Below are 18,904 nucleotides of genomic sequence, written 5' to 3' on the forward strand. Positions count from 1 at the left end.
GGCTCGCCGAGCGGTGAGTACCACCCCGACGTCGACACGTCGGCCGTCGACGCGATGCTCAGGCAGCGGTCGTGCGGGCGCGGAACGAGCTCGGCGGCTCGCCGAACTCGGCTCGGAACGCGCGGCTGAAGTGCGCAGCATCCGCGAAGCCCCACCTGGTGGCGACCTGGCCGATGGGACGGTGCGCGGTCAGCGGATCTCCGAGCTCGCGGCGACACCGGTCGAGTCGGCGCGCCCTGATGAACGTCGAGACGGTGAGCCCCTCCTCGTGGAAGAGCGCGTGCAGGTGCCTGGTCGAGATGTAGGCGGCCGCGGCGATGCTGCCGGGCGTGAGATCGGGGTCGCTCAGGTGCTCGTCGATGTAGCCCTGAACGCGTCGGAGCATGGCGCGGTGCGGTCGATCGGCGTCGCGTGCCACGTCGAGTTCGCGTGCGTAGAGGGTGGTCACGAGGTCCACGGCGTTGCGGGCGAGCCGACCGCCGATCGGGCCGTCGAGCTGCTGCAGGTCGCCCGCGAGTTCGCCGAGGAAGCGGGCCACGACCCGTGCGAGCCCGGTGCCGCCGTCGATGGTGGCCGCGGTCATGCCGCGTACGGCGTCGGTGGGCAGTTCGAGCGCGCGGTGCGGCACCATGAGCACGAGCGTGCTGAACGCCTCCTCGAACACGAGCGTGTACGGCGAGTCGGTGTCGTAGACGGTGAGGTCGCCGGGGCGGAGCACCGCCTCGCGGTTCTCCTGGATGAGCAGGCCCGTGCCGGCCAGTTGCAGGCCCACCTTGAAGCAGCGATGGCTCGAGCGGGCGACGAGTTCGGGCGTGCGGTGGATCTCGTGGCCGTCGGCGGTGACGACCGAGACGTGGACGTCGTCGTTGGTCGAGGCGCGGATGTCGCCGCGGAACGAGTCCTGCCGGTCGGAGCGCACCTGCAGCGGCACGAAGGACTGCGAGACGAGTGCGCTGAACGCGCCGAAGCCGAGCGGCAGGGCCGCCCGGTCGAGTGGGGCGGAGCGCACGGATTCGTCGAGCACGGGCATGCACCTCATCTCCGGGGGGACGGACATCGACGTCCGAGTGGGGAGACTCTACGCCTGTCGAGACAAAACCGACAGTGCGAGCCTGCGTTCGGGGACAACCACCCTTCGCTCTGCGACAAGGCCGGAGGGTTCCGGACCGGAATCATGAGCCGGAACCGGGCGACGCCGCCGTGGCTCGCTCCCCGTCGGATAAGGAACCCCCAGCCATGACCTCCACGACGACCACTCCGCCGAAGCAGAGCGGCGGCCTCGGCCGCCGCCGCTTGGGCGTGCCATCCGTCACCCTCATGATCATCGCGGCGTCCGCCCCGCTCACCGTCGTCGCCGGCGGCGTCACGACCACGTTCGCGGTCACGGGCGTGATCGGCGTGCCGATCGGCTTCATCGTGCTCGCCGCGGCGCTCGCCGTGTTCGCCGTCGGCTACGCCGCGATGAGCCGGTACGTGACGAATGCGGGCGCCTTCTACGCCTACATCGCGCAGGGCATCGGCCGGCCGTTCGGCGTCGGCGCCTCGCTCGTGGCGCTCGTCGCGTACAACGCCATGCAGGTCGGCATCTACGGGCTCTTCGGGTTCCAGATGTCGATGTTCCTCGAGGCGAAGCTCGGCATCGCGACCCCGTGGTGGCTCTGGATCCTCGTCTGCATCGGCGTCGTCGCCGTGCTCGGGGTGAACCGCGTCGACCTCTCGGCGAAGGTCCTCGGCATCCTCGTGGCGCTCGAGTTCGTCGCCGTGCTGGTGTTCGACATCGTCTCGTTCTCGGTCGCACCGGAGGGCGTGAGCACGGCGGGCCTCGAGCTCTCGAACCTGTTCGTGCCGGGCGTCGGTGCCGTGCTCTCGTTCGGCATCGCCGCCTTCATGGGCTTCGAGTCGGCCGCGATCTACGGCGAGGAGTCGAAGGACCCCAAGCGCACCGTCGCCCGCGCCACCTACGCGGCCGTGGCGATCATCGGCGTCTTCTACGCGTTCAGCGCCTGGGCGTTCACCGTGGGCATCGGCCCGTCGCAGATCGCCGAGGCCTCTGCGACGTACGGCCCCGACCTCATGTTCGTCTTCATGAGCGAGCACGCACCGGTCATCATCAGCGACCTCATGCAGGTGCTGTTCCTCACGAGCCTGTTCGCGGCCCTGCAGTCGTTCCACAACGCGGTCGCGCGCTACCTGTACTCGCTCGGACGCGAGGGTGTGCTGCACCCCCGACTCGGCTCGGTACGCGCGGTCTCCCGTGCGCCGTGGGCCGGTTCGCTCGCGCAGACGATCATCGCGCTCGTGGTCACGCTCGGCTTCGTCTTCGCGGGCGAGGTCATGGGGCTGAAGAACGACTTCGCACCGACGGAGTTCCTCTACCCGGTGCTCACGATGTTCACCTGGCTGACCAACACGGGGGCGATGGGGCTCGTGCTGCTCATGTGCATCATCGCCATCTCGGTGATCGGGTTCTTCCGCCGCGACCGGCGCGGACTCGGCCGCTGGTCGACGTTCATCGCACCGCTCATCTCGGCGGTCGTGCTCTTCACGGTGTTCGTGCTCATCGTCGCGAACTTCAACGTGTTGCTCGGCCAGGCCGAGACCACGCCGGTGACGTTCGTGCTGCCCGCGCTGCTCATCGTGCCCGGCGTGCTCGGCGTCATCTGGGGCTTCGCCATCCGGAAGCGGAATCCCGAGCTGTACGCCCGCATCGGTCACGGTATCGAGGAGGCCGAGGCCGACCTGATCGACGGCGAGGGGCACCGCGGGATCTGAGCCGTGCGCAGTGGCGGCCGGTGCCCGACGCGGTTACGAGCCGAGGGCGGCGACGGCGGCCGGGGCGGCCATGGCGGCGAGCATGACGGTCATGCCCGCCGCCATCGCCCCGTGTCGCAGCGCCACCCGTCCCGACCGCACGGCCCTGGTCGCCACGCACGCGCCGAGCGCGATCACGGCGATCACGGCCGGCCACTGGAACGGCAGCACGGTGCCGCCGTGGTGGACGGTGGACGTCGCGGACGTCGCCGCGGCCGCCCCGACGCCGGCAAGCAGCCATCCGGTGGCGATCAGGGCGAGGGCATGGTGCAGGTCGGCGAGCGGACGGCCGCATCGTGTCGACGGGTCGGGGCGACGGATGCCGCGGCGGGCCCGGATGCCGATGGCGAGACCCGCGGCGACGAGGAGCGCCGACCAGGCGAGCCCGGGCAGCAGGCGGGTGAACACCGTGTCGAGCATCGCAGCGGCCATGACGAGGGCGGCCACGACGTCGAGAGCCCGTACCCGGCCGGGCGCGAGCGCGGCGGCCGTTCCGGCCAGTGTCCCGAGGAGCATGACGCCGTGCGCGATCTCGACCATTCGTCTTCCGAATCTTCCCTGTTCCGGTGCGTGCGGTTATATTACTCGACAAACGTAGAGAAAAAGGTGCAACATGACAGCGACGTCCACCCTCCACTCGATCGGCCGGCGCCCCGATGCGCCGTCGCACGCCGTCGCGAACGACCCGCTGCGCGGACTCTCGGCCGACGAGATCGACGCGGCCCGGGTCATCCTGCACGAGGCCGCGCTCATCGGCGAGGCGACGCGATTCGTCTACCTCGGCCTCGACGAACCGGCCAAGGCCGACGTGCTCGCGGGCGCTGAACTGCCACGCATCGTGCGCGCCCTGGTGCTCGACCGGTCGACGGGGGCGTCGGCCGATCTCCGCGTCTCGATCACCGACCGTGCGGTGCTCTCGAACGAGGCGATCGACGGCGCGAACGGCCACGTGCCGATCCTCGACGTCGAGTTCGAGGCGATCTACGACCTCCTCGGGGCCGAGCAGGCGTGGCACGACGCCCTCGCCAAGCGCGGCATCACGCACGAGCAGGTCGCCCTCGCGCCGCTCTCGGCCGGCAACTACGGCTTCGAGGCCGAGGCGGGCCGTCGCGTCATCCGCGTGCTCGCCTTCATGCGCGAGAACGAGCAGGACCACTGCTGGGCACACCCCGTCGACGGCCTCTGCGCCTACGTCGACATGATCGAGGGGCGCATGTTCGAGCTCATCGACCACCACGTCTACGACATCCCCGCCGAGGGCGGCAACTTCGATGACCCGGCGGTGCAGGGCGCGCCGCTCGACACCCTGAAGCCGATCGAGATCAGCCAGCCCGAGGGGCCGAGCTACTCGGTCGACGACGACCGGGTGAGCTGGGCGAACTGGCGCTTCTCGCTCGCCTTCGACGCCCGAGAAGGGCTCGTGCTGCGTCGCATCCGCTACGTCGACGCCGACCAGGGCGGCGAGGAGCGCGACATCGTCTACCGTGCCTCGATCGCCGAGATGGTCGTGCCCTACGGCGACCCCTCACCCGCGCGCTTCTGGCAGAACTACTTCGACACCGGCGAGTACGTGTTCGGCCGTTACGCGAACTCGTTGCAGCTCGGGTGCGACTGCCTGGGCGAGATCCGCTACTTCGACGCGACGATCGCCGACGAGTTCGGGCACCCCCGGGTCATCCCGAACGCCATCTGCATGCACGAGGAGGACTACGGCACCCTCTGGAAGCACACCGACATCTACACCGGCTCGAACGAGGTGCGCCGCCAGCGCCGGCTCGTGATCAGCTTCTTCACTACCGTCGGCAACTACGACTACGGCTTCTACTGGTACCTCTACCTCGACGGCACCATCGAGTGCGAGGCCAAGCTCACGGGCGTGCTCTTCACGTCGGCCTTCGACGCCGCGGCCGGAGACCATGCCAGCGAGGTGGCGCCCGGCCTCGGGGCGCCGTACCACCAGCACCTCTTCAGTGCACGCCTCGACATGATGGTCGACGGCCTCGCCAACGCGGTCGACGAGGTCGACGCCGCGAGGGTGCCGATGGGCGAGGGCAACGCATATGGCAACGCCTTCACCAAGCGGAGCACGCGCCTGCGCACCGAGGTCGAGGGCGCGCGCGACGCGGATCCCATCGCCGGGCGCACCTGGCACATCGTGAACACCGAGAAGACGAACCGCCTGGGCCGCCCGGTCGGCTACGAGCTCATCGCCCAGGGCTCGCCCACCCTGCTCGCCGACCCCGAATCGGTCATCGCCAAGCGAGCCGGCTTCACCCGGAAGCACCTCTGGGTCACGAGGTACGACCAGGCCGAGCGGTACCCGGCGGGCGACCTCGTGAACCAGGGCCCCGGCGGTGACGGCCTGCCGCGGTACACCGCGGCCGACCGGTCGATCGACGGCGACGACATCGTGCTCTGGCACACGTTCGGTCCGACGCACTTCCCGCGCGTCGAGGACTGGCCCGTCATGCCCGTCGACACCGCCAAGTTCACGCTGAAGCCCTACGGCTTCTTCGGCCGCAACCCCACGCTGAACGTGCCGTCGTCGGCGGCGCTCGGCATGGCCTGCCACACCGGCGCCGCTCAGCCCGGTCACGAGGCGAGCGGGCACGCGGCCCACGCGGTCCACGAGGGTCGCGAAGGTCGCGAAGGTCGCGAAGGTCGCGAGGCGAGCGGATGTCGCTGCGAGGCCGGGGCGTGCGCCTGCGCCGGTCACGGGCACTGACCACGCACTGACGTGTCACGGGCCGGATGTCGCAGCCGCGGCATCCGGCCGTGTCGTGAGTCGTGGATCGCGCCCGGTGTCAGCGCAGCAGGTCGAGGTAGCCGTCGAGCAGTCGCGTGAGTCGCGCGGGCGCCGCGCTCCCGGGGGAGACGACGGCGATCACCTGCACGCCGTCGACGAAGGCCATGAGATGGTCGGTGGCGACCGCCACGTCGAGGTCGGCGCGCGCCTGGCCGAGCTGCTTCGCCCGCTCGAGGTGATCGGCGATCTCGACGCGCCACTCGTCCATGGTGCGCTCGTGCAGCGCGAGCAGGTCGGGTTCGTTGGCCGCGTACTCCCAGAACGGGATCACGATGCGGGCCTCGAGGATGCGCTCCTCGTCGAGCGGGAAGATCTGCAGCATGAGCTCGCGCAGCGCGGCCATGCCCTCGAGGTCGGCGCGAACCGCCGCGAACCTCGCGTTGGTCGCCGAGTAGACGTGTTCGAACGTGGCGCCGATCAGCTCTTCCTTGTTGCGGAAGTAGGGGAAGAGCCCGCCGTTGGCGACCCCTGCCGACTTCGCGATCTCGCGCATGGTCGTCGCGCGGAACCCCTTCTCGGCGATGAGCCGCCAGGTCGCGCGCACGATCTCGAGTCGGCGCTCGTCGTGGTCGACGATCTTCGGCATGGTCCCCTCTCGCGACCGGCGGCGCAGGCGTCGCGGTCGCCGTCCACGATACGCGTGCGGTGTCGGCCGACGCCGGAAGCACGCGGACGGGCCGGGAGCGACGCGCGCTCCCGGCCCGTCCGCGGTGTCCGCGGAAGCCCGAGGATCAGCCGTTGATGACCTGCGGCACGCCGAGCGCCTTCAGGCCCTCGACGCCGAACTCGAGTCCGTACCCCGACTGCTTCGCGCCGCCGAACGGCACCATCGGGTGGATCGTGCCGTGTGAGTTGATCCACACGGTGCCGGCCTCGATGCGCGCGGCGACGCGTCGGGCCTCGTCGCGATCGGCGGCCCACACCGAGGCGCCCAGCCCGACCTCGACATCGTTCGCGAGGGCGATCGCCTCGTCGACGTCGTGGTAGCGGATGATCGGCAGCGCCGGACCGAACTGCTCCTCCTGCACGAGCGGGCTCGCGTTGTCGATGTCGGCGACGAGCGTCGTCGGATAGAAGTGCCCGGGCTGTTCGCGGTCGGGCTCGCCGCCGAGCAGCACGCGCGCACCCGACGCCTTCGCCGACTCCACGAGCCGGTCGACGATGTCGAACTGCTGGCGGTTCTGCAGCGGGCCGAGCACGTTCGCCTCGTCGAGCCCGACGCCCATCGGCATCGCGCCCGCGACCTCGACCAGGGCCTCGCACACGGCGTCGTAGACGCGGTCGTGCACGTAGAGGCGCTTCAGCGCGGCGCAGGTCTGGCCCGTGTTGATGAACGCGCCCCAGAACAGCCCCTCGGCGATCGCCTTCGGGTCGACGTCGGGCAGGACGATGCCGGCGTCGTTGCCGCCGAGCTCGAGCGTGAGGCGCTTGACGGTGTCGGCCGAACTGCGGATGATCGCCTTGCCGGTCGCCGTCGAACCCGTGAACATGACCTTGCCGACCGCCGGATGCGACGAGAGCGCGGCGCCGATCTCACGGCCGCCCGAGACGATCTCGACGACACCCTCCGGCAGGACGCGGTTGATCACCGTGATGAGCGCGAGCACGCTGAGCGGCGTGTACTCCGAGGGCTTCACGACCACCGTGTTGCCCATGCGCAGGGCGGGTCCGACCTGCCAGACCGTGATCATCTGCGGCCAATTCCACGGGCCGATGGCGCCCACCACGCCGATCGGGCGGTACTGCAGCTCGGCGTGCGTTTCGCCGTCGTCGAAGACCACCTCGGCCTCGAGCGGGGTCGCGGCGGCGGCGCGCAGCCAGCCGGACGCCCCGCCGACCTCGAACCGGGCGTTGGGGCCGTTCAGCGGCTTGCCCTGCTCGCGCGAGAGGATGCGCGCGAGCGCCTCGGCCTCGGCGTCGATCGCGTCGGCGGCTTGCATGAGCAGCTCGCTGCGCCGCTCATGCCCGAGCGCGGCCCATGACGGCTGGGCGGCCTTCGCGCGGGCGACGGCGCGTTCGAGGTCGTCGACCGTGTGCACGGGTGCATGTCCGACGACCTCGCCGGTCGCCGGGTCGAGGATCTCGCGTCGCTCGCCGTCGTGGGACTGGATCTCGGCGAGCAGGTCGTCGCGCGTCTGTTCGAGCACGGGGGTCGGGCTGTCCATGGTTCCTCCACGTTGAGTCGGGGTTCCACGGTAGGCAGAGCGGGTGCGCGGGGCCTTGTCCATGCGTGCGGCGTGCTTGACCGTGCGCGCAGGACCGGGAGCGGTTCGCCATGCGCTGAACCGTGCGTCGAACCCTGCACGCCGCTGCCGATCGCTGGAAGAATGGACGCAGCGGCCGAGCCGTGCCGTGATCGACGTGCGAAGGAGCGAGCCATGACCCGGGCCCTGTTCATCATCGACGTGCAGAACGACTTCACCGAGGGCGGAGCGCTCGGCGTCGAGGGCGGAGCCGCGGTCGCCGCCGGCATCACCCGCCTGCTGCAGCAGCACCGGGGCGACTACGCGCTCGTCGCGGCATCCCGTGACTGGCACTCGGGCGAGCACGACAACGGCGGCCATTTCGCGGTCGACGCCGAGCCCGACTTCGTCGCCACCTGGCCGCCGCATTGCGTCGAGGGCACGGACGGTGCCGACTATCACCCCGACTTCGACACCTCGGCCGTCGACGTGCACATCCGCAAGGGGCAGGGCGTGCCCGCGTATTCGATCTTCGAGGGCACGGATGACGCGGGCGCGAGCGTGAGCGACGTGCTCGCCGCCCGCGGCATCACCGACATCGACGTCGTCGGTCTCGCCACCGACTACTGTGTGCGGGCGAGCGCGCTCGACGCGGTCGAGCACGGCCAGCACGTGCGGGTCTTCACCGACCTCGTCGCCGGCGTCGCCGCCGAGTCGTCGGCGACCGCGCTCGCCGAGCTCGGGCACGCCGGGGTCGTCATCGCCGAGTCGACGGTGCTCGACGAGGCCGCCTCGTGAGGCAGGCCGGCCCGGCGACCACCCCGACCCTCTACGCGGAAGCCCCCGACGGGGTGCTCATCGGGTACCGCGTGCACGCGGTCGAGCCGGCCGGCGGCGGCGGCGTCTCCGATGCCGTGCTGCCGCCCGTCCTCCTCGTGCACGGCTTCGCCTCCGACGCCGCGATCACGTGGGAGGGCACCGGTTGGGTGCGCGCCCTCGAAGACGCCGGGCGCACGACCATCACGCTCGACCTCCGGGGCCACGGCACGAGCGACAAGCCCGTCGACGCCGACTCGTACGCACCGGAGCTGCTCGGGGCCGACCTCATCGCCGTGCTCGACTCCGCCGGCGTCGACGTCGCCGACGTCGTCGCATATTCGATGGGCAACCGCGTGGTCTCGGCGTTCGCGACGAGCGCCCCCGAGCGGGTGCGCCGGGTCGTCGTGGGCGGCGCCGGGCCGGACGAGCTCTTCGCCACGTGGGCGATCGACGACGCGCGCGCCGTGCTGCTCCGCGACGAGGCGCCGCGCGACCCGGTGATCGAGCAGGTGCTGCGTCCCGCGATCAGGGCCGGCGCCGACCGCGAGGCCCTGCTCGCCGTCATCGAGGGCGTCTCGGGCGCACCGCTGGCGATCCCCGGCGGCATCCCGGTGCTGTTCGTCGCCGGCGAGAACGATCCCGTGCCCGCCGGCGCGCAGGAGCTCGCCCGCGAGTGGGGCGCCGACTTCGTCTCGGTGCCCGGTCGCGACCACGTCTCGACGCTCACGTCACGGGGGTTCAAATCCGCGGCGCTCGCCTTCCTCGCCGCATCGTGAACGCAGGCGGGCCGGCGCCGATGCGCCGACCCGCCCGCGGTCCGATTCGATGGAGCGTCAGATCGCCGCCTGCTTCGGCGCGAGCGGGGTCGGCTCCATCGGCTGGTCGTTCGCGGTGAGGTCGATGCCGTAGTCGCGCGCGTAGACCACGCGCGTCGCGATGTCGACGTCCTCACCCGACTGGGTGAGCTCGAACACCCGGCCGCCGCGCATGCGGTTGCGCTCAGCGCCGGGCAGGCCGTACGCGCCGAAGCCGGTGCCCGGCGCGTAGCCGAGCAGCACGCCGTAGTAGTTGCCCACGTAGTCGTTGACGTGGTCGTGGCCCACGAAGACGCCCTTGACGTCGCCGCGCTCGAGGATCGCGTTGTACATGCCCGAGTTGATGGGGCCGGGGCACTCGTCCTCGTTGCGCTCGCCGACGATGCCGTGACGGGTGCGTCCGCGCGCGGCATCCGCTGCGGTGCGGGTGTCGACGCCGCCCCACCACATGAAGCGGTGCTCCCAGAGCGCGATGTGGATGAACATGAGGCCGGGCACCTTGCGCTTGAACTTCTTCTCGAGGCGCTGCGACTCCTCGCGGTACCACGACACCTGGTCCATGCGCAGCCAGTCCCACGCGGGGTAGCCGGCGAAGTCCTGCCCGTCGATGGTGCCGGGCGCGTACCGGCCGGAGTCGAGGAGCCAGAGGCTGAAGGCCGTGTCGTTGCCGCGGCCGGCTGTGCGGATCGGCACGATCGTGTTGCCGGTTCCCGTGACGCCGGCGATGTTCTCGGCGTTCATGTTGCAGTCGTAGCTGCGGTAGAAGTCGAGCATCATCGCCTCGTCGACCCCCGACTGCGGCAGCGAGTCCTCGTCGTGGTTGCCGTAGGTGACGGCCCACGGGATGCCGCGGCTCTCCATCGGCCAGACGACGTTGTTGATCGCCTGCTTCACGGCGAGGCGGGTCTCGCACCCGCCGGTGATGACGTCGCCGTTGATGAGCACGAAGTCGGGCGTCTCGGCGTCGAGCGTCTTCTCGATGAGCTCGACGGTGCGGCGGTCGGTCAGTTCGTCGTCCTGCGTGTCGTTGAACTGCACGACCTTGAACGTGCCGTCGGCGCGGAAGCGCAGCTTCGGCGCCTTGGCGCGCGGGCTGCCGGTTGCGCCGCGTTCGGCGTCGCCGGTCTCGGCATGTGCGGCGGTCGGGAGCGCCGCGGCGCCGAGCACGCCGAGACCTCCTGCGGTGAGGATGGTCCGGCGGCTGATGGGCGACTTCTCTGTCATCGGTCGTTCTCCTGTTCGTCGGTGGCGGCGCGGCAGGGGCGCCGCGGCCGAGGTTAGAGATGGCGGATGACCCGCGGGCGTCGGGAAGGTGAACGGAGCGGGATGCCGCGCCACCGGGCGGCGCGATTCGAACGGCCGCTCGAATGGGTGCAGGGGGCGAAGTATCCGCAAGAATGGACCGCATGGGAGATTCGACCGCAGATCCGACGCCGAAGGTCGGCGCTGTTCGTCGGACCCGGTCGCCGGCCGGAACCGTGCGCCTCGCGGAGGTAGCTGCGATCGCCGGCGTCAGCGAGGCGACCGTGAGCCGCGTGCTCAACCGCAAGTACGGCGTCTCGGCGAGCACCCGGGAGCAGGTGGAGCGCGCACTCAAAGAGATCGGCTACGAGCGCGCGGTCAAGGGCGAGATCGTGCTCCTGCTCGTTCCCGCCCTCAAAGGACCGATCTTCGCCGCCATGTGCACCGCGATCGAGAGCGAGTTGAACCCGCACGGGCTGCGCGCCGTGATCTGCCCGGTCGTACCCGGCTCCGTCGTCGAGCGGGACTACATCGAGGTCATGCTCGACGCAGGGATCGCGGCGGTGGTGTTCCTCTCATCGAGCAACACGCTCCGCAACGCCGATCCCGTCGCGCGGCAGCTGCTCGAGTCGCGCGGCATCCCGTACATGAGCGTCAACGGCGCGTTCGCGGACTCCCGCACCCCGGTCGTGTCGACTGACGACTGGCAAGCCGCCGAGATCGCGGTGTCGCACCTGTACGACCTCGGCCACCGGCGCATCGGGATGTGCGCGGGACCGGTCGGCAACACCCCGGCCGACCGACGGGTCGAGGGCTTCCTCGAAGCGATGGACTCCCGGGGGCTGAGCGACGCGGAGGACCTCGTGGTGCGACATCACTTCAGCGTCGACGGCGGACGCCACGCCGCCGACGAGCTCCTGCCGCTCGGGGTCACGGCGATCGTCGCGTCCAGCGACGACATGGCGCTCGGCGCCATCAGGGCGGCGACCCGGCGCGGCCTCGAGGTGCCGAAGGACCTCTCGGTCATCGGCTACGACGACTCGTACATGCTCGACTTCACCGACCCGCCGCTCACGACGGTGCGGCAACCGGTCGAGAGCCTCGCCGAGAGCTGCGTGAGGACGATCGTCACCCTGATCCAGAACCGCGCGGTGCAGGCCACCGAGGCGCTCATCGACCCCGAGTTGCGGCTGCGGCAATCGACCGGACCGGCTCCGGTCTGACCGGCTCCGGTCTGACCGGTTCGCGCCCTGCGTCCACCGATTCGCGCCCTGCGTTCACAGGGGGATCGTGCGGCGCTCCCCGGGCCTCACCCGAACGGCGTCCGCAGTGCGCCGCCCGCCGAGGTGGGGATCGTGGAAGCCGTCGTCACGGGCGAGAACCGGCGTCCACGCGAGCTCGCGCGAGGTGAGGTTCTCGAGCCACACCTCATCGTCGAGCCGCACGCCGACACCGATGCGACCGTCGCCGAACGGGATGTGGTCGGCCGCCAGGCGGCCGACGCCGCGCGGCAGCGCGTGCCGGGTCGTCACCGCCGAGGCGGCCGCATCCGGTTCGAGGCCCAGGAATCCGGCGACGATCTGCGCGACGAGGGTGAACGAGACCTCGGGGTAGTCGCCGTTCCGGCCTTGCGCGGCGACCTCGTGCGGTGCGTCGCGCGCGTCGTACACGGTGCGCATCCACTCCAATGCCGTGTCGGGGCGCCCGTGCCGCAGGAACACCTCGGGCACGTAGCTGAGCGCCTCGACGTTGCGCGGCGCGGTCGCCTCGTCACGGCACGCGCGGTCGAGGTGCTCGAGTACTGCGGCCCGGTTCGGGTGGTCGCTGTCGACGAGCCCCTTGAGGGGCGGGAACCAGTTCGCCTCCTTCAGCCATTCCCGCACCGGTCCTCCTTCGGCGTCCCGGGCGGAGACGAGTTCGCCGACCGATCGATCCTGAGCGCCCCACTCGCGGGCGAAGACCGCGGCGAGCTGCTCGGCGACCGCCGCGAACCGCTCGGCCGCTTCGTGCTCGCCGATGGCGGACTCGAGGCTCGCGGCGTGGCGGTTCGCTGCGTACTGCGCTGCGAAGGCATCGCCCGCCTCGAGCAGCGGGCCGGCCGGCCGCTCGTTGTAGCTCGCGGCGCCGTCGAAGATGCCGGGGCCGTCGGCTTCCGCCACGCCGTTCGGGAAGCTCCGATCGTGGGCCGCGACGAAGTCGGTCATCGTGCGTCGCCAGAACCCCTGATGCTCGAGGAGTGAACGGTCGCCCGTCCATCGATAGAGCACGTGCACGAGTTCGACGAGCTCGAAGACGGCGGGCAGCTCGCGCACGAAGCGGTCGGGCCCGCGGTAGTCGATGGCGAGCGGGGTGATGCGGTCGAAGTTCAGCGCCCACACGGGCCAGCCGCCGTGCTCGGGGGTCGCGGTACGGACGAAGCTCTCGAGCATCGCGGCGTTGTGCCGCGTGAGCCCGAGCAGCTGCGCACCGACCGCCTGATGCGCGAAGTCGCGAAGGTAGTAGCCGCTGCGGAACCGGTAGCCGGCGTGATAGCTCGCCCGGTAGTCGGCCGTGCGATGCGGGCCGGCGTCTGCTTCGGACACGTCGAGGGGCCCGTGGCTGCCGTCGGACACGACGAAGCGGGTCGCGCTCCGAACGGCCCAGTCGAACATCTCCGCGAGGGACGCGTCGTCGGTCGCGATGCGGAGCCCGGTCACTGCGCGACCAGCTCGATCAGGCCGGCCTCCTGGGGGCGGAGGATCGGCATCGGCAGCCCCACCTCGGCGAGGACGGCGCCGGGCCAGATGCCCGCCTCCGACCACCAGTCGGGCTGGCGGCGGGTCGACGTCGGGTCGGCGGCCACGTCGGGCCGCACCCGGGCCACGCGATAGCTCGCCGCGGGGTCGAGCCCTGCGAGCCGGAGCGCGGGTCCGGGAAGGTGCGCGGGGGAGTCGATCGTCGCGATCGTCGCGATCGCATGCCGACGGTCGGCCGAGACGAGGGTCTGCGCGAGGATCGCCGGCTCACTCTCGAGGCGGTGCAGCCTCCCGCGTTCGATGAGCGGGCGCAGGCGCACGAACTCCGAGATCCATCCGGTGAGTGCGGCGCGCTCGTCGTCGGTCGCCTCGCGGAGGTCCCACTCGATGCCGAAACTGCCGATCATCGCCGTGATGGCGCGGAAGTCGATCGAACTGGTGCGACCGGTGACATGGGCGGTCGCAGCGCCCACGTGCGCGCCCAGCAGCTCGGGCGGCATCAGCAGGCTCGTCCAGCGCTGGATGCGCTGGCGCTCGAGCGGGTCGTTCGAGTCGCTCGTCCAGAACCGGTCGGTGCGTTCGGCGATGCCGAGGTCGATGCGGCCGCCACCGGCCGAGCACGATTCGATCTCGAGCCACGGGCAGGCCGCGCGAATCTCGTCGATGAGGGTGTAGACGGCCTGCGTCTGGCGATGGACGGCCGCTCGGCCGGTCACGCGATCGACGGGTTCGACGAGGTCGCGATTGTGGTCCCACTTGACGTAGTCGATGCGATGCTCGGAAACGAGCTCCACGATGCGATCGCGGAGGTATGCGCGCGCGTCGGGGTGGCCGACGTTGAGCACGAGCTGCTGCCTGGCGAGCGGCGCGTCCCGGTGCTGCGGTGCGAGGATCCACTCGGGGTGGGCGCGGGCGAGCTCGGAATCGAGGTTGACCATCTCGGGTTCGAACCAGATGCCGAACTGCATGCCGTGTTCGCGGACGCGATCGACGAGCGGTGCGAGGCCGTGCGGCCATACCTCGCGGTCGACGGTCCAGTCGCCGAGCCCGGCGCGGTCGTGCCGGCGGCCGAGGAACCAGCCGTCGTCGAGCACGAACCGCTCCACGCCGACTTCGGCGGCGAGCGCGGCGAGCTCGGTGAGCGGTTCGAGCGTGTGGTCGAAGTACACCGCCTCCCAGGTGTTCAGGGTCACCGGCCTGCCGACGGCGGGATGCGTCGGTCGGGCGCGCAGCGCGTCGTGGATGCGAGCGGATGCATCGTCGAGGCCATCGCCGTAAGCGGCGTACAGCCAGGGCATCTCGTACTCCTCGCCGGGATCGAGCTCGACCTCGCCGGGCAGCAGCAGCTCGCCGCCTCCGAGGGCGGTGCGCCCGCCGTTCGTGCGGTGCGCCCACAGACGCTGGTTGCCCGACCAGCCGAGGTGCACCGCCCAGACCTCGCCCCGACCGAAGTCGAAGCCGTCGGTACCGGCGACGAGCAGCGTCACCGCGTCCGGCCCCGAGCGTCCGCGCCGCTGCTCCCGCAGGTGGGTGCCGTCGGTGATCGTCGTGCGCTGCGGGCGGCGTTCGCCGTTGTGCCGGCCCGAGAAGTCGAGCAGCTCCGCCGTGCGGCCGGGTACGGGGAGCGCGAGGTCGAGCCCGTCGAGCCGGTACCGCTCCTCACCGTCGTTGCGGACGGCGGCGTGCACGCGCAGGAGGCCGGAGCGGAGCAGCTCGAACTCCAAGCGGACGGCGAGCCGATTCGCGGCATCCGTCGCGGTGGAGACCAGTCGCTGCGCGACGGTCGCCGAATCGACCCGTTCGAACTCGGTGAGCACGGCGTCGAAGTCGGGGAAGCCGGCGCGGCCGTCGCGATCCCCGGTGAGTCCGGGCGGGCCCATCCAGGCCTGCTTCGGTTCGGGCAGCACTCCGACCGCGAGCGGGCGATCCGGCTCGCTCGTCACGCGGGTGCCGTGCGCATGCTCGACGACACGGGCGAGGGCGCGCTCGTCGAGGGACCCGAGGTCGCGTCCCCAATGGCAGATCACCGGCAGGGTGGTGCCGGATGCCTCGATGACGACGCTCACGCCTCCTGCGCGCAGATGGAACACCGCTTCAGCCATGACTTCCTCCATTGCAAGTTTGCAGACTCCTGCTGCATATATACGAGCAATATGTTACTGTCGCCGAGTCGCCGATGACGCGACTCACCGAGAAAGGACTGCGAACAATGAGGTTCACGTTGAACAAGCGATCACGCGGGGTGGCGGTCACAGCAACCGCCATCGCCGCCGTTGCGGCACTCGTCGGATGCTCGGCGCCATCGGCCGACAACAACGCAACCGATGGCGAGGTGTCGGGCAAGATCACGATCTGGACCTGGAATGCGCCCGGTGACGGCCTCGAGGCCGCGATCCCGGCGTTCCAGAAGCTCTACCCCGACGTCGAGGTCGACGTGCAGGATGTCGGCAACCCGGCGATCTGGGAGAAGATCACGACGGGCATGGCCGCCGGCGGCCAGGGGCTGCCCGACGTGATGAACATCGGCATCGACTACATGGGCAACTACGTCGAGCAGTTCCCCGGTCAGCTCGTCGACCTCCGCGATTTCGGCGCGGAGTCGCTGGAGTCGGAGTTCCCCTCGGGGGCATGGAAGAGCGGTTCGGGCGCCGACGGCGCCGTCTACGGCATTCCCTACGAGGTCAACGCCACCGGATTCTTCTACCGCAGCGACATCTTCGAGCAGGCTGGTATCGACATCGACTCGATCGAGACGTGGGACCAGCTCATCGATGCCGGCGTGACCATCAAGGAGAAGACGGGCGTTCCGCTCTACAACCAGGACAAGGCGGCGACCGAGGCCGACTCGGCCGGTCTGTGGCAGCTCCAGACCGCGCTGCAGGACTCGTTCTACTTCGACGAGAGCGGCGACATCACGATGAACGGCGAAGCCGGCGTCCACTCCCTCGAACTCATCAAGAAGGCGAACGATCTCGGCATCGTCGGTGACATCCAGGGCAGCTGGGACAACCTGCTCGCGCAGCTGCGCGGCGAGAAGCCCACGGCCATCATGCCCGCCGGCGGCTGGATGGCCGGCGTCATGGAGAACGAGGCCCCCGAGATGGCGGGCAACTGGGGCGTGCGGCTCCCTCCGTCGGTCGAGCCCGGCGGCATCACAGCGGCCGTCAACGGCGGCACCTACCTGTCGATCCCGACGGCGAGCAAGAACCAGAAGACGGCGTGGGAGTTCGTGAACTTCGCGCTCGGCACGCTCGAGGGCCAGAAGCTCGTCTACGAGGGCGGCGGCATGTTCCCCGGCTACAAGCCGATGCTCGAATCCGAGGGCTTCGCCGCGCCGAGCGAGTACTTCAACGGACAGTCGCCGAACGCGATCTTCATCGCAGAGCTCGCACAGGACACCCCCGCCCTGAACTACACGAGCGACTACGCGCGTGCACTGAAGGCTTACACCGACGCCCAGACGCGGGTGCTGCTCTCGGGAGCCGACCCCCAGCAGGCGCTCGACGAGGCGGCCGACCAGGTCGCCCAGCAGACCGGTCGCAAGCTGGCCGACTGACGGACCGGGTGCGTCGGCCTGCGATGTCCAGCGACATCGCGGGTCGGCGCACCCTCCCATGGAGCGAACACACATGAATGTCCTTTCCTCGACCGCCCGCGCGACGGCCGGCCCCACCGCGGAGGCGGTACCGCTCGACGCTGCCCCGAGGCCGCCTCGGCGCCGCCGCCGATCCTCGATCGGCCACCCGCGGATCACCCCCTACCTCTTCCTGCTGCCGACGATCGTGCTGTTCCTCGGCTTCAAGCTCTACCCGTACCTCTCGGCGTTCTGGACGAGCCTCACCTCGAACATCGGCGGGGTCATCACCTTCGTCGGACTCGACAACTACCTGCGCCTGCTGAACGACCCGCTCTTCTACACGGCGCTCGGCAACACCGCGCTCATCCTCGTGGTGCAGGTGCCGCTCATGCTCGCGCTCGGCATCGTGCTCGCGGTCGCCTTCAACTCGCTGCTGTTGAAGGGCCGGGCGTTCTTCCGCATGGCGTTCTTCGTGCCGATCGTGATGGGCCTCGTCGCCTACGGCATCCTCTTCAGCGCGCTCTTCGACTCCAGTGCCGGAATCGTGAACGAACTGCTGGGCTACGTGGGCATCGGCCCGATCCCGTGGCTCGTCGATCCGTTCTGGGCGAAGATCTCGATCGTGATCGCGATGACCTGGCACTACACGGGCCAGAACGCGATCATCTACCTCGCGCAGCTGCAATCGATCCCCGGCGAACTCTACGAGGCGGCGCAGGTCGACGGCGCGAACGGATGGCAGCGCTTCCGCAACATCACCCTGCCCGGGCTCCGCCCGGCGCTGCTGCTGACCGTCGTGCTCTCGACGATCGGCACCCTCCAGCTCTTCGACGAGCCGTACGTGCTCACGAACGGCGGGCCCGACAACGCCACGCTCACCGTCGGGATGTACCTCTACCAGAACGGCTTCAAGTACTTCGACTTCGGGTACGCATCGGCCATCGGCTACGCACTCACGGTCATCATCGCCGTGGTGTCGCTCATCCAGTTCCGCCTCTTCCGCGAGCGGGCGCCGAAGCCGATCTCCCTGAAGAAGCCGACGTCTCCGAAGGAGAAGACCCGATGACCGAGTCGCTCATCGGCGTGCGCGGGCGCCGAACCAAGTCCCTCGTGCTCACCACGGCGATCGCCGCGGGCGCCGTGGTCATGCTGCTGCCGTTCTACTGGCTCATCATCGCCACCACGTATCCGTCGCGCGAGATCTTCGCCTCCCCGCCCAACGTGCTGCCCGGCCCGGCGTTCTTCGACAACCTCACCGGGCTCCTCAGCGACACGCTCTTCGGCCGCGCGATCGGCAACTCCGTGCTCGTCGCATCCGTGTACACGCTGCTCGGCCTCGTCGTCTGCACCGCCGCGGGCTATGCGTTCGCGAAGTTCGAGTTCCGCGGACGCGGCCTGCTGTTCGGCGCTGTGCTGGTCACGCTCGCGCTGCCCTCGCAGGTGACGCTCGTGCCGCTCTTCCAGATCATGGTGACGCTCGGATGGCTCGACACCTACCAGGCGCTCATCCTGCCGAACCTCGCCCTGCCCTTCGGCATCTTCCTCATGCGCCAGACCATGCAGGCGGTGCCCGACGAGCTGCTGCAGGCGGCGCGGGTCGACGGTGCCGGGGAGTTCCGCGTGTTCTCCCGGATCGTGCTGCCGACCGTCCGGCCGGCGCTCGCGGCGCTCGCGATCTTCCTGTTCCTCGCCCAGTGGAACGAGTTCGTGTACCCGCTCGTGGTGCTCCGCACGCCCGAGTCATTCACCATCCCCGTCTCGCTCGCCTCGTTGCAGGGCATCGGCACCACGGACTACGGGCAGCTGATGACGGGAACGCTCCTGTCGGTGCTGCCGATCCTGGTGCTGTTCCTGTTCCTGCAGCGTCATTTCGTCGCCGGCATCCTCGCCGGCGCAGTCAAGCAATAGGAGTCCTG

15 protein-coding genes are annotated in these 18,904 nt (G+C 70.2%); 8 read left to right on the forward strand and 7 right to left on the reverse strand.

All coding sequences use genetic code 11. The annotated features are described in order from the left end of the window. Positions 1-58: 58 nt before the first annotated feature. Complete coding sequence (locus BUR99_RS00640) at positions 59-1,030, reverse strand: AraC-like ligand-binding domain-containing protein (protein ID WP_074258475.1); 972 nt, start codon at positions 1,028-1,030, stop codon at positions 59-61. A 206-nt stretch (positions 1,031-1,236) separates the two neighbouring features. Here BUR99_RS00640 and BUR99_RS00645 point away from each other — a divergent pair, with 206 nt between their 5' ends. Continuing rightward, positions 1,237-2,772, forward strand: coding sequence for an APC family permease (locus BUR99_RS00645; protein WP_074258476.1), 1,536 nt, complete (start codon positions 1,237-1,239; stop codon positions 2,770-2,772). 33 nt (positions 2,773-2,805) lie between these two features. Here the strand turns inward: BUR99_RS00645 and BUR99_RS00650 are convergent, their stop codons facing one another. After that, the gene (locus tag BUR99_RS00650) at positions 2,806-3,351 is read right to left on the reverse strand and encodes a hypothetical protein (RefSeq protein WP_074258477.1); all 546 of its coding nucleotides are present in this window, start codon (positions 3,349-3,351) and stop codon (positions 2,806-2,808) included. 73 nt (positions 3,352-3,424) lie between these two features. Here BUR99_RS00650 and BUR99_RS00655 point away from each other — a divergent pair, with 73 nt between their 5' ends. Beyond that, positions 3,425-5,536 (forward strand): primary-amine oxidase, encoded by a 2,112-nt coding sequence (locus BUR99_RS00655; protein ID WP_074258478.1) that lies wholly within the window; start codon positions 3,425-3,427, stop codon positions 5,534-5,536. Between the two features lie 79 nt (positions 5,537-5,615). Here the strand turns inward: BUR99_RS00655 and BUR99_RS00660 are convergent, their stop codons facing one another. Together BUR99_RS00660 and BUR99_RS00665 are read right to left on the reverse strand one after the other, a co-directional pair. Then, positions 5,616-6,203, reverse strand: coding sequence for a TetR/AcrR family transcriptional regulator (locus BUR99_RS00660; protein WP_074258479.1), 588 nt, complete (start codon positions 6,201-6,203; stop codon positions 5,616-5,618). Positions 6,204-6,348: 145 nt separating this feature from the next. Further along, positions 6,349-7,782: an aldehyde dehydrogenase family protein gene (locus BUR99_RS00665; RefSeq protein ID WP_074258480.1), complete on the reverse strand. Its 1,434-nt coding sequence runs from the start codon at positions 7,780-7,782 to the stop codon at positions 6,349-6,351. 213 nt (positions 7,783-7,995) lie between these two features. Here BUR99_RS00665 and BUR99_RS00670 point away from each other — a divergent pair, with 213 nt between their 5' ends. Both BUR99_RS00670 and BUR99_RS00675 read left to right on the forward strand, forming a co-directional pair. Beyond that, entirely contained in the window at positions 7,996-8,598 is a 603-nt protein-coding gene (locus BUR99_RS00670) for an isochorismatase family protein (protein WP_074259378.1), read from the forward strand. Beyond that, positions 8,595-9,395, forward strand: a complete 801-nt coding sequence (locus BUR99_RS00675) for an alpha/beta fold hydrolase (protein WP_084183493.1) — start codon at positions 8,595-8,597, stop codon at positions 9,393-9,395. The genes BUR99_RS00670 and BUR99_RS00675 overlap by 4 nt, the downstream gene beginning before the upstream one ends. Positions 9,396-9,452: 57 nt before the next feature. Here the strand turns inward: BUR99_RS00675 and BUR99_RS00680 are convergent, their stop codons facing one another. Then, a complete protein-coding gene (locus tag BUR99_RS00680; protein WP_074258481.1) occupies positions 9,453-10,658 on the reverse strand; it encodes a metallophosphoesterase family protein in 1,206 nt (401 codons plus the stop codon). 182 nt (positions 10,659-10,840) lie between these two features. Between BUR99_RS00680 and BUR99_RS00685 the strand changes: the two genes are divergently transcribed. Beyond that, positions 10,841-11,899, forward strand: a complete 1,059-nt coding sequence (locus BUR99_RS00685; RefSeq protein ID WP_084183643.1) for a LacI family DNA-binding transcriptional regulator — start codon at positions 10,841-10,843, stop codon at positions 11,897-11,899. 54 nt (positions 11,900-11,953) lie between these two features. Here the strand turns inward: BUR99_RS00685 and BUR99_RS00690 are convergent, their stop codons facing one another. Together BUR99_RS00690 and BUR99_RS00695 are read right to left on the reverse strand one after the other, a co-directional pair. Then, positions 11,954-13,372: a glucosidase family protein gene (locus BUR99_RS00690; RefSeq protein ID WP_074258482.1), complete on the reverse strand. Its 1,419-nt coding sequence runs from the start codon at positions 13,370-13,372 to the stop codon at positions 11,954-11,956. Next, positions 13,369-15,513, reverse strand: coding sequence for an alpha-galactosidase (locus BUR99_RS00695; RefSeq protein ID WP_084183494.1), 2,145 nt, complete (start codon positions 15,511-15,513; stop codon positions 13,369-13,371). Before BUR99_RS00695 ends, BUR99_RS00690 begins: the two co-directional genes overlap by 4 nt. Positions 15,514-15,620: 107 nt before the next feature. Here BUR99_RS00695 and BUR99_RS00700 point away from each other — a divergent pair, with 107 nt between their 5' ends. The 3 genes from BUR99_RS00700 to BUR99_RS00710 all read left to right on the forward strand — a co-directional run bounded on the left by BUR99_RS00700 (position 15,621) and on the right by BUR99_RS00710 (position 18,896). Further along, complete coding sequence (locus BUR99_RS00700; RefSeq protein WP_074258484.1) at positions 15,621-16,967, forward strand: ABC transporter substrate-binding protein; 1,347 nt, start codon at positions 15,621-15,623, stop codon at positions 16,965-16,967. 73 nt (positions 16,968-17,040) lie between these two features. Next, the gene (locus BUR99_RS00705) at positions 17,041-18,054 is read left to right on the forward strand and encodes a carbohydrate ABC transporter permease (RefSeq protein ID WP_084183496.1); all 1,014 of its coding nucleotides are present in this window, start codon (positions 17,041-17,043) and stop codon (positions 18,052-18,054) included. Next, a complete protein-coding gene (locus BUR99_RS00710; RefSeq protein ID WP_074258485.1) occupies positions 18,051-18,896 on the forward strand; it encodes a carbohydrate ABC transporter permease in 846 nt (281 codons plus the stop codon). The genes BUR99_RS00705 and BUR99_RS00710 overlap by 4 nt, the downstream gene beginning before the upstream one ends. Positions 18,897-18,904: the final 8 nt, after the last annotated feature.

Source organism: Agromyces cerinus subsp. cerinus (assembly GCF_900142065.1).
Taxonomy (GTDB): domain Bacteria; phylum Actinomycetota; class Actinomycetes; order Actinomycetales; family Microbacteriaceae; genus Agromyces; species Agromyces cerinus.

Excerpts from the sequence above, each read along its gene's own strand:
- BUR99_RS00650 (WP_074258477.1), bottom strand. The coding sequence starts at position 3,351 with ATGGTCGAGATCGCGCACGGCGTCATGCTCCTCGGGACACTGGCCGGA.
- BUR99_RS00640 (WP_074258475.1), bottom strand. The coding sequence starts at position 1,030 with ATGCCCGTGCTCGACGAATCCGTGCGCTCCGCCCCACTCGACCGGGCG.
- BUR99_RS00685 (WP_084183643.1), top strand. The coding sequence starts at position 10,841 with ATGGGAGATTCGACCGCAGATCCGACGCCGAAGGTCGGCGCTGTTCGT.
- BUR99_RS00655 (WP_074258478.1), top strand. The coding sequence starts at position 3,425 with ATGACAGCGACGTCCACCCTCCACTCGATCGGCCGGCGCCCCGATGCG.
- BUR99_RS00645 (WP_074258476.1), top strand. The coding sequence starts at position 1,237 with ATGACCTCCACGACGACCACTCCGCCGAAGCAGAGCGGCGGCCTCGGC.
- BUR99_RS00670 (WP_074259378.1), top strand. The coding sequence starts at position 7,996 with ATGACCCGGGCCCTGTTCATCATCGACGTGCAGAACGACTTCACCGAG.
- BUR99_RS00695 (WP_084183494.1), bottom strand. The coding sequence starts at position 15,513 with ATGGCTGAAGCGGTGTTCCATCTGCGCGCAGGAGGCGTGAGCGTCGTC.
- BUR99_RS00680 (WP_074258481.1), bottom strand. The coding sequence starts at position 10,658 with ATGACAGAGAAGTCGCCCATCAGCCGCCGGACCATCCTCACCGCAGGA.
- BUR99_RS00660 (WP_074258479.1), bottom strand. The coding sequence starts at position 6,203 with ATGCCGAAGATCGTCGACCACGACGAGCGCCGACTCGAGATCGTGCGC.
- BUR99_RS00700 (WP_074258484.1), top strand. The coding sequence starts at position 15,621 with ATGAGGTTCACGTTGAACAAGCGATCACGCGGGGTGGCGGTCACAGCA.
- BUR99_RS00665 (WP_074258480.1), bottom strand. The coding sequence starts at position 7,782 with ATGGACAGCCCGACCCCCGTGCTCGAACAGACGCGCGACGACCTGCTC.
- BUR99_RS00710 (WP_074258485.1), top strand. The coding sequence starts at position 18,051 with ATGACCGAGTCGCTCATCGGCGTGCGCGGGCGCCGAACCAAGTCCCTC.
- BUR99_RS00705 (WP_084183496.1), top strand. The coding sequence starts at position 17,041 with ATGAATGTCCTTTCCTCGACCGCCCGCGCGACGGCCGGCCCCACCGCG.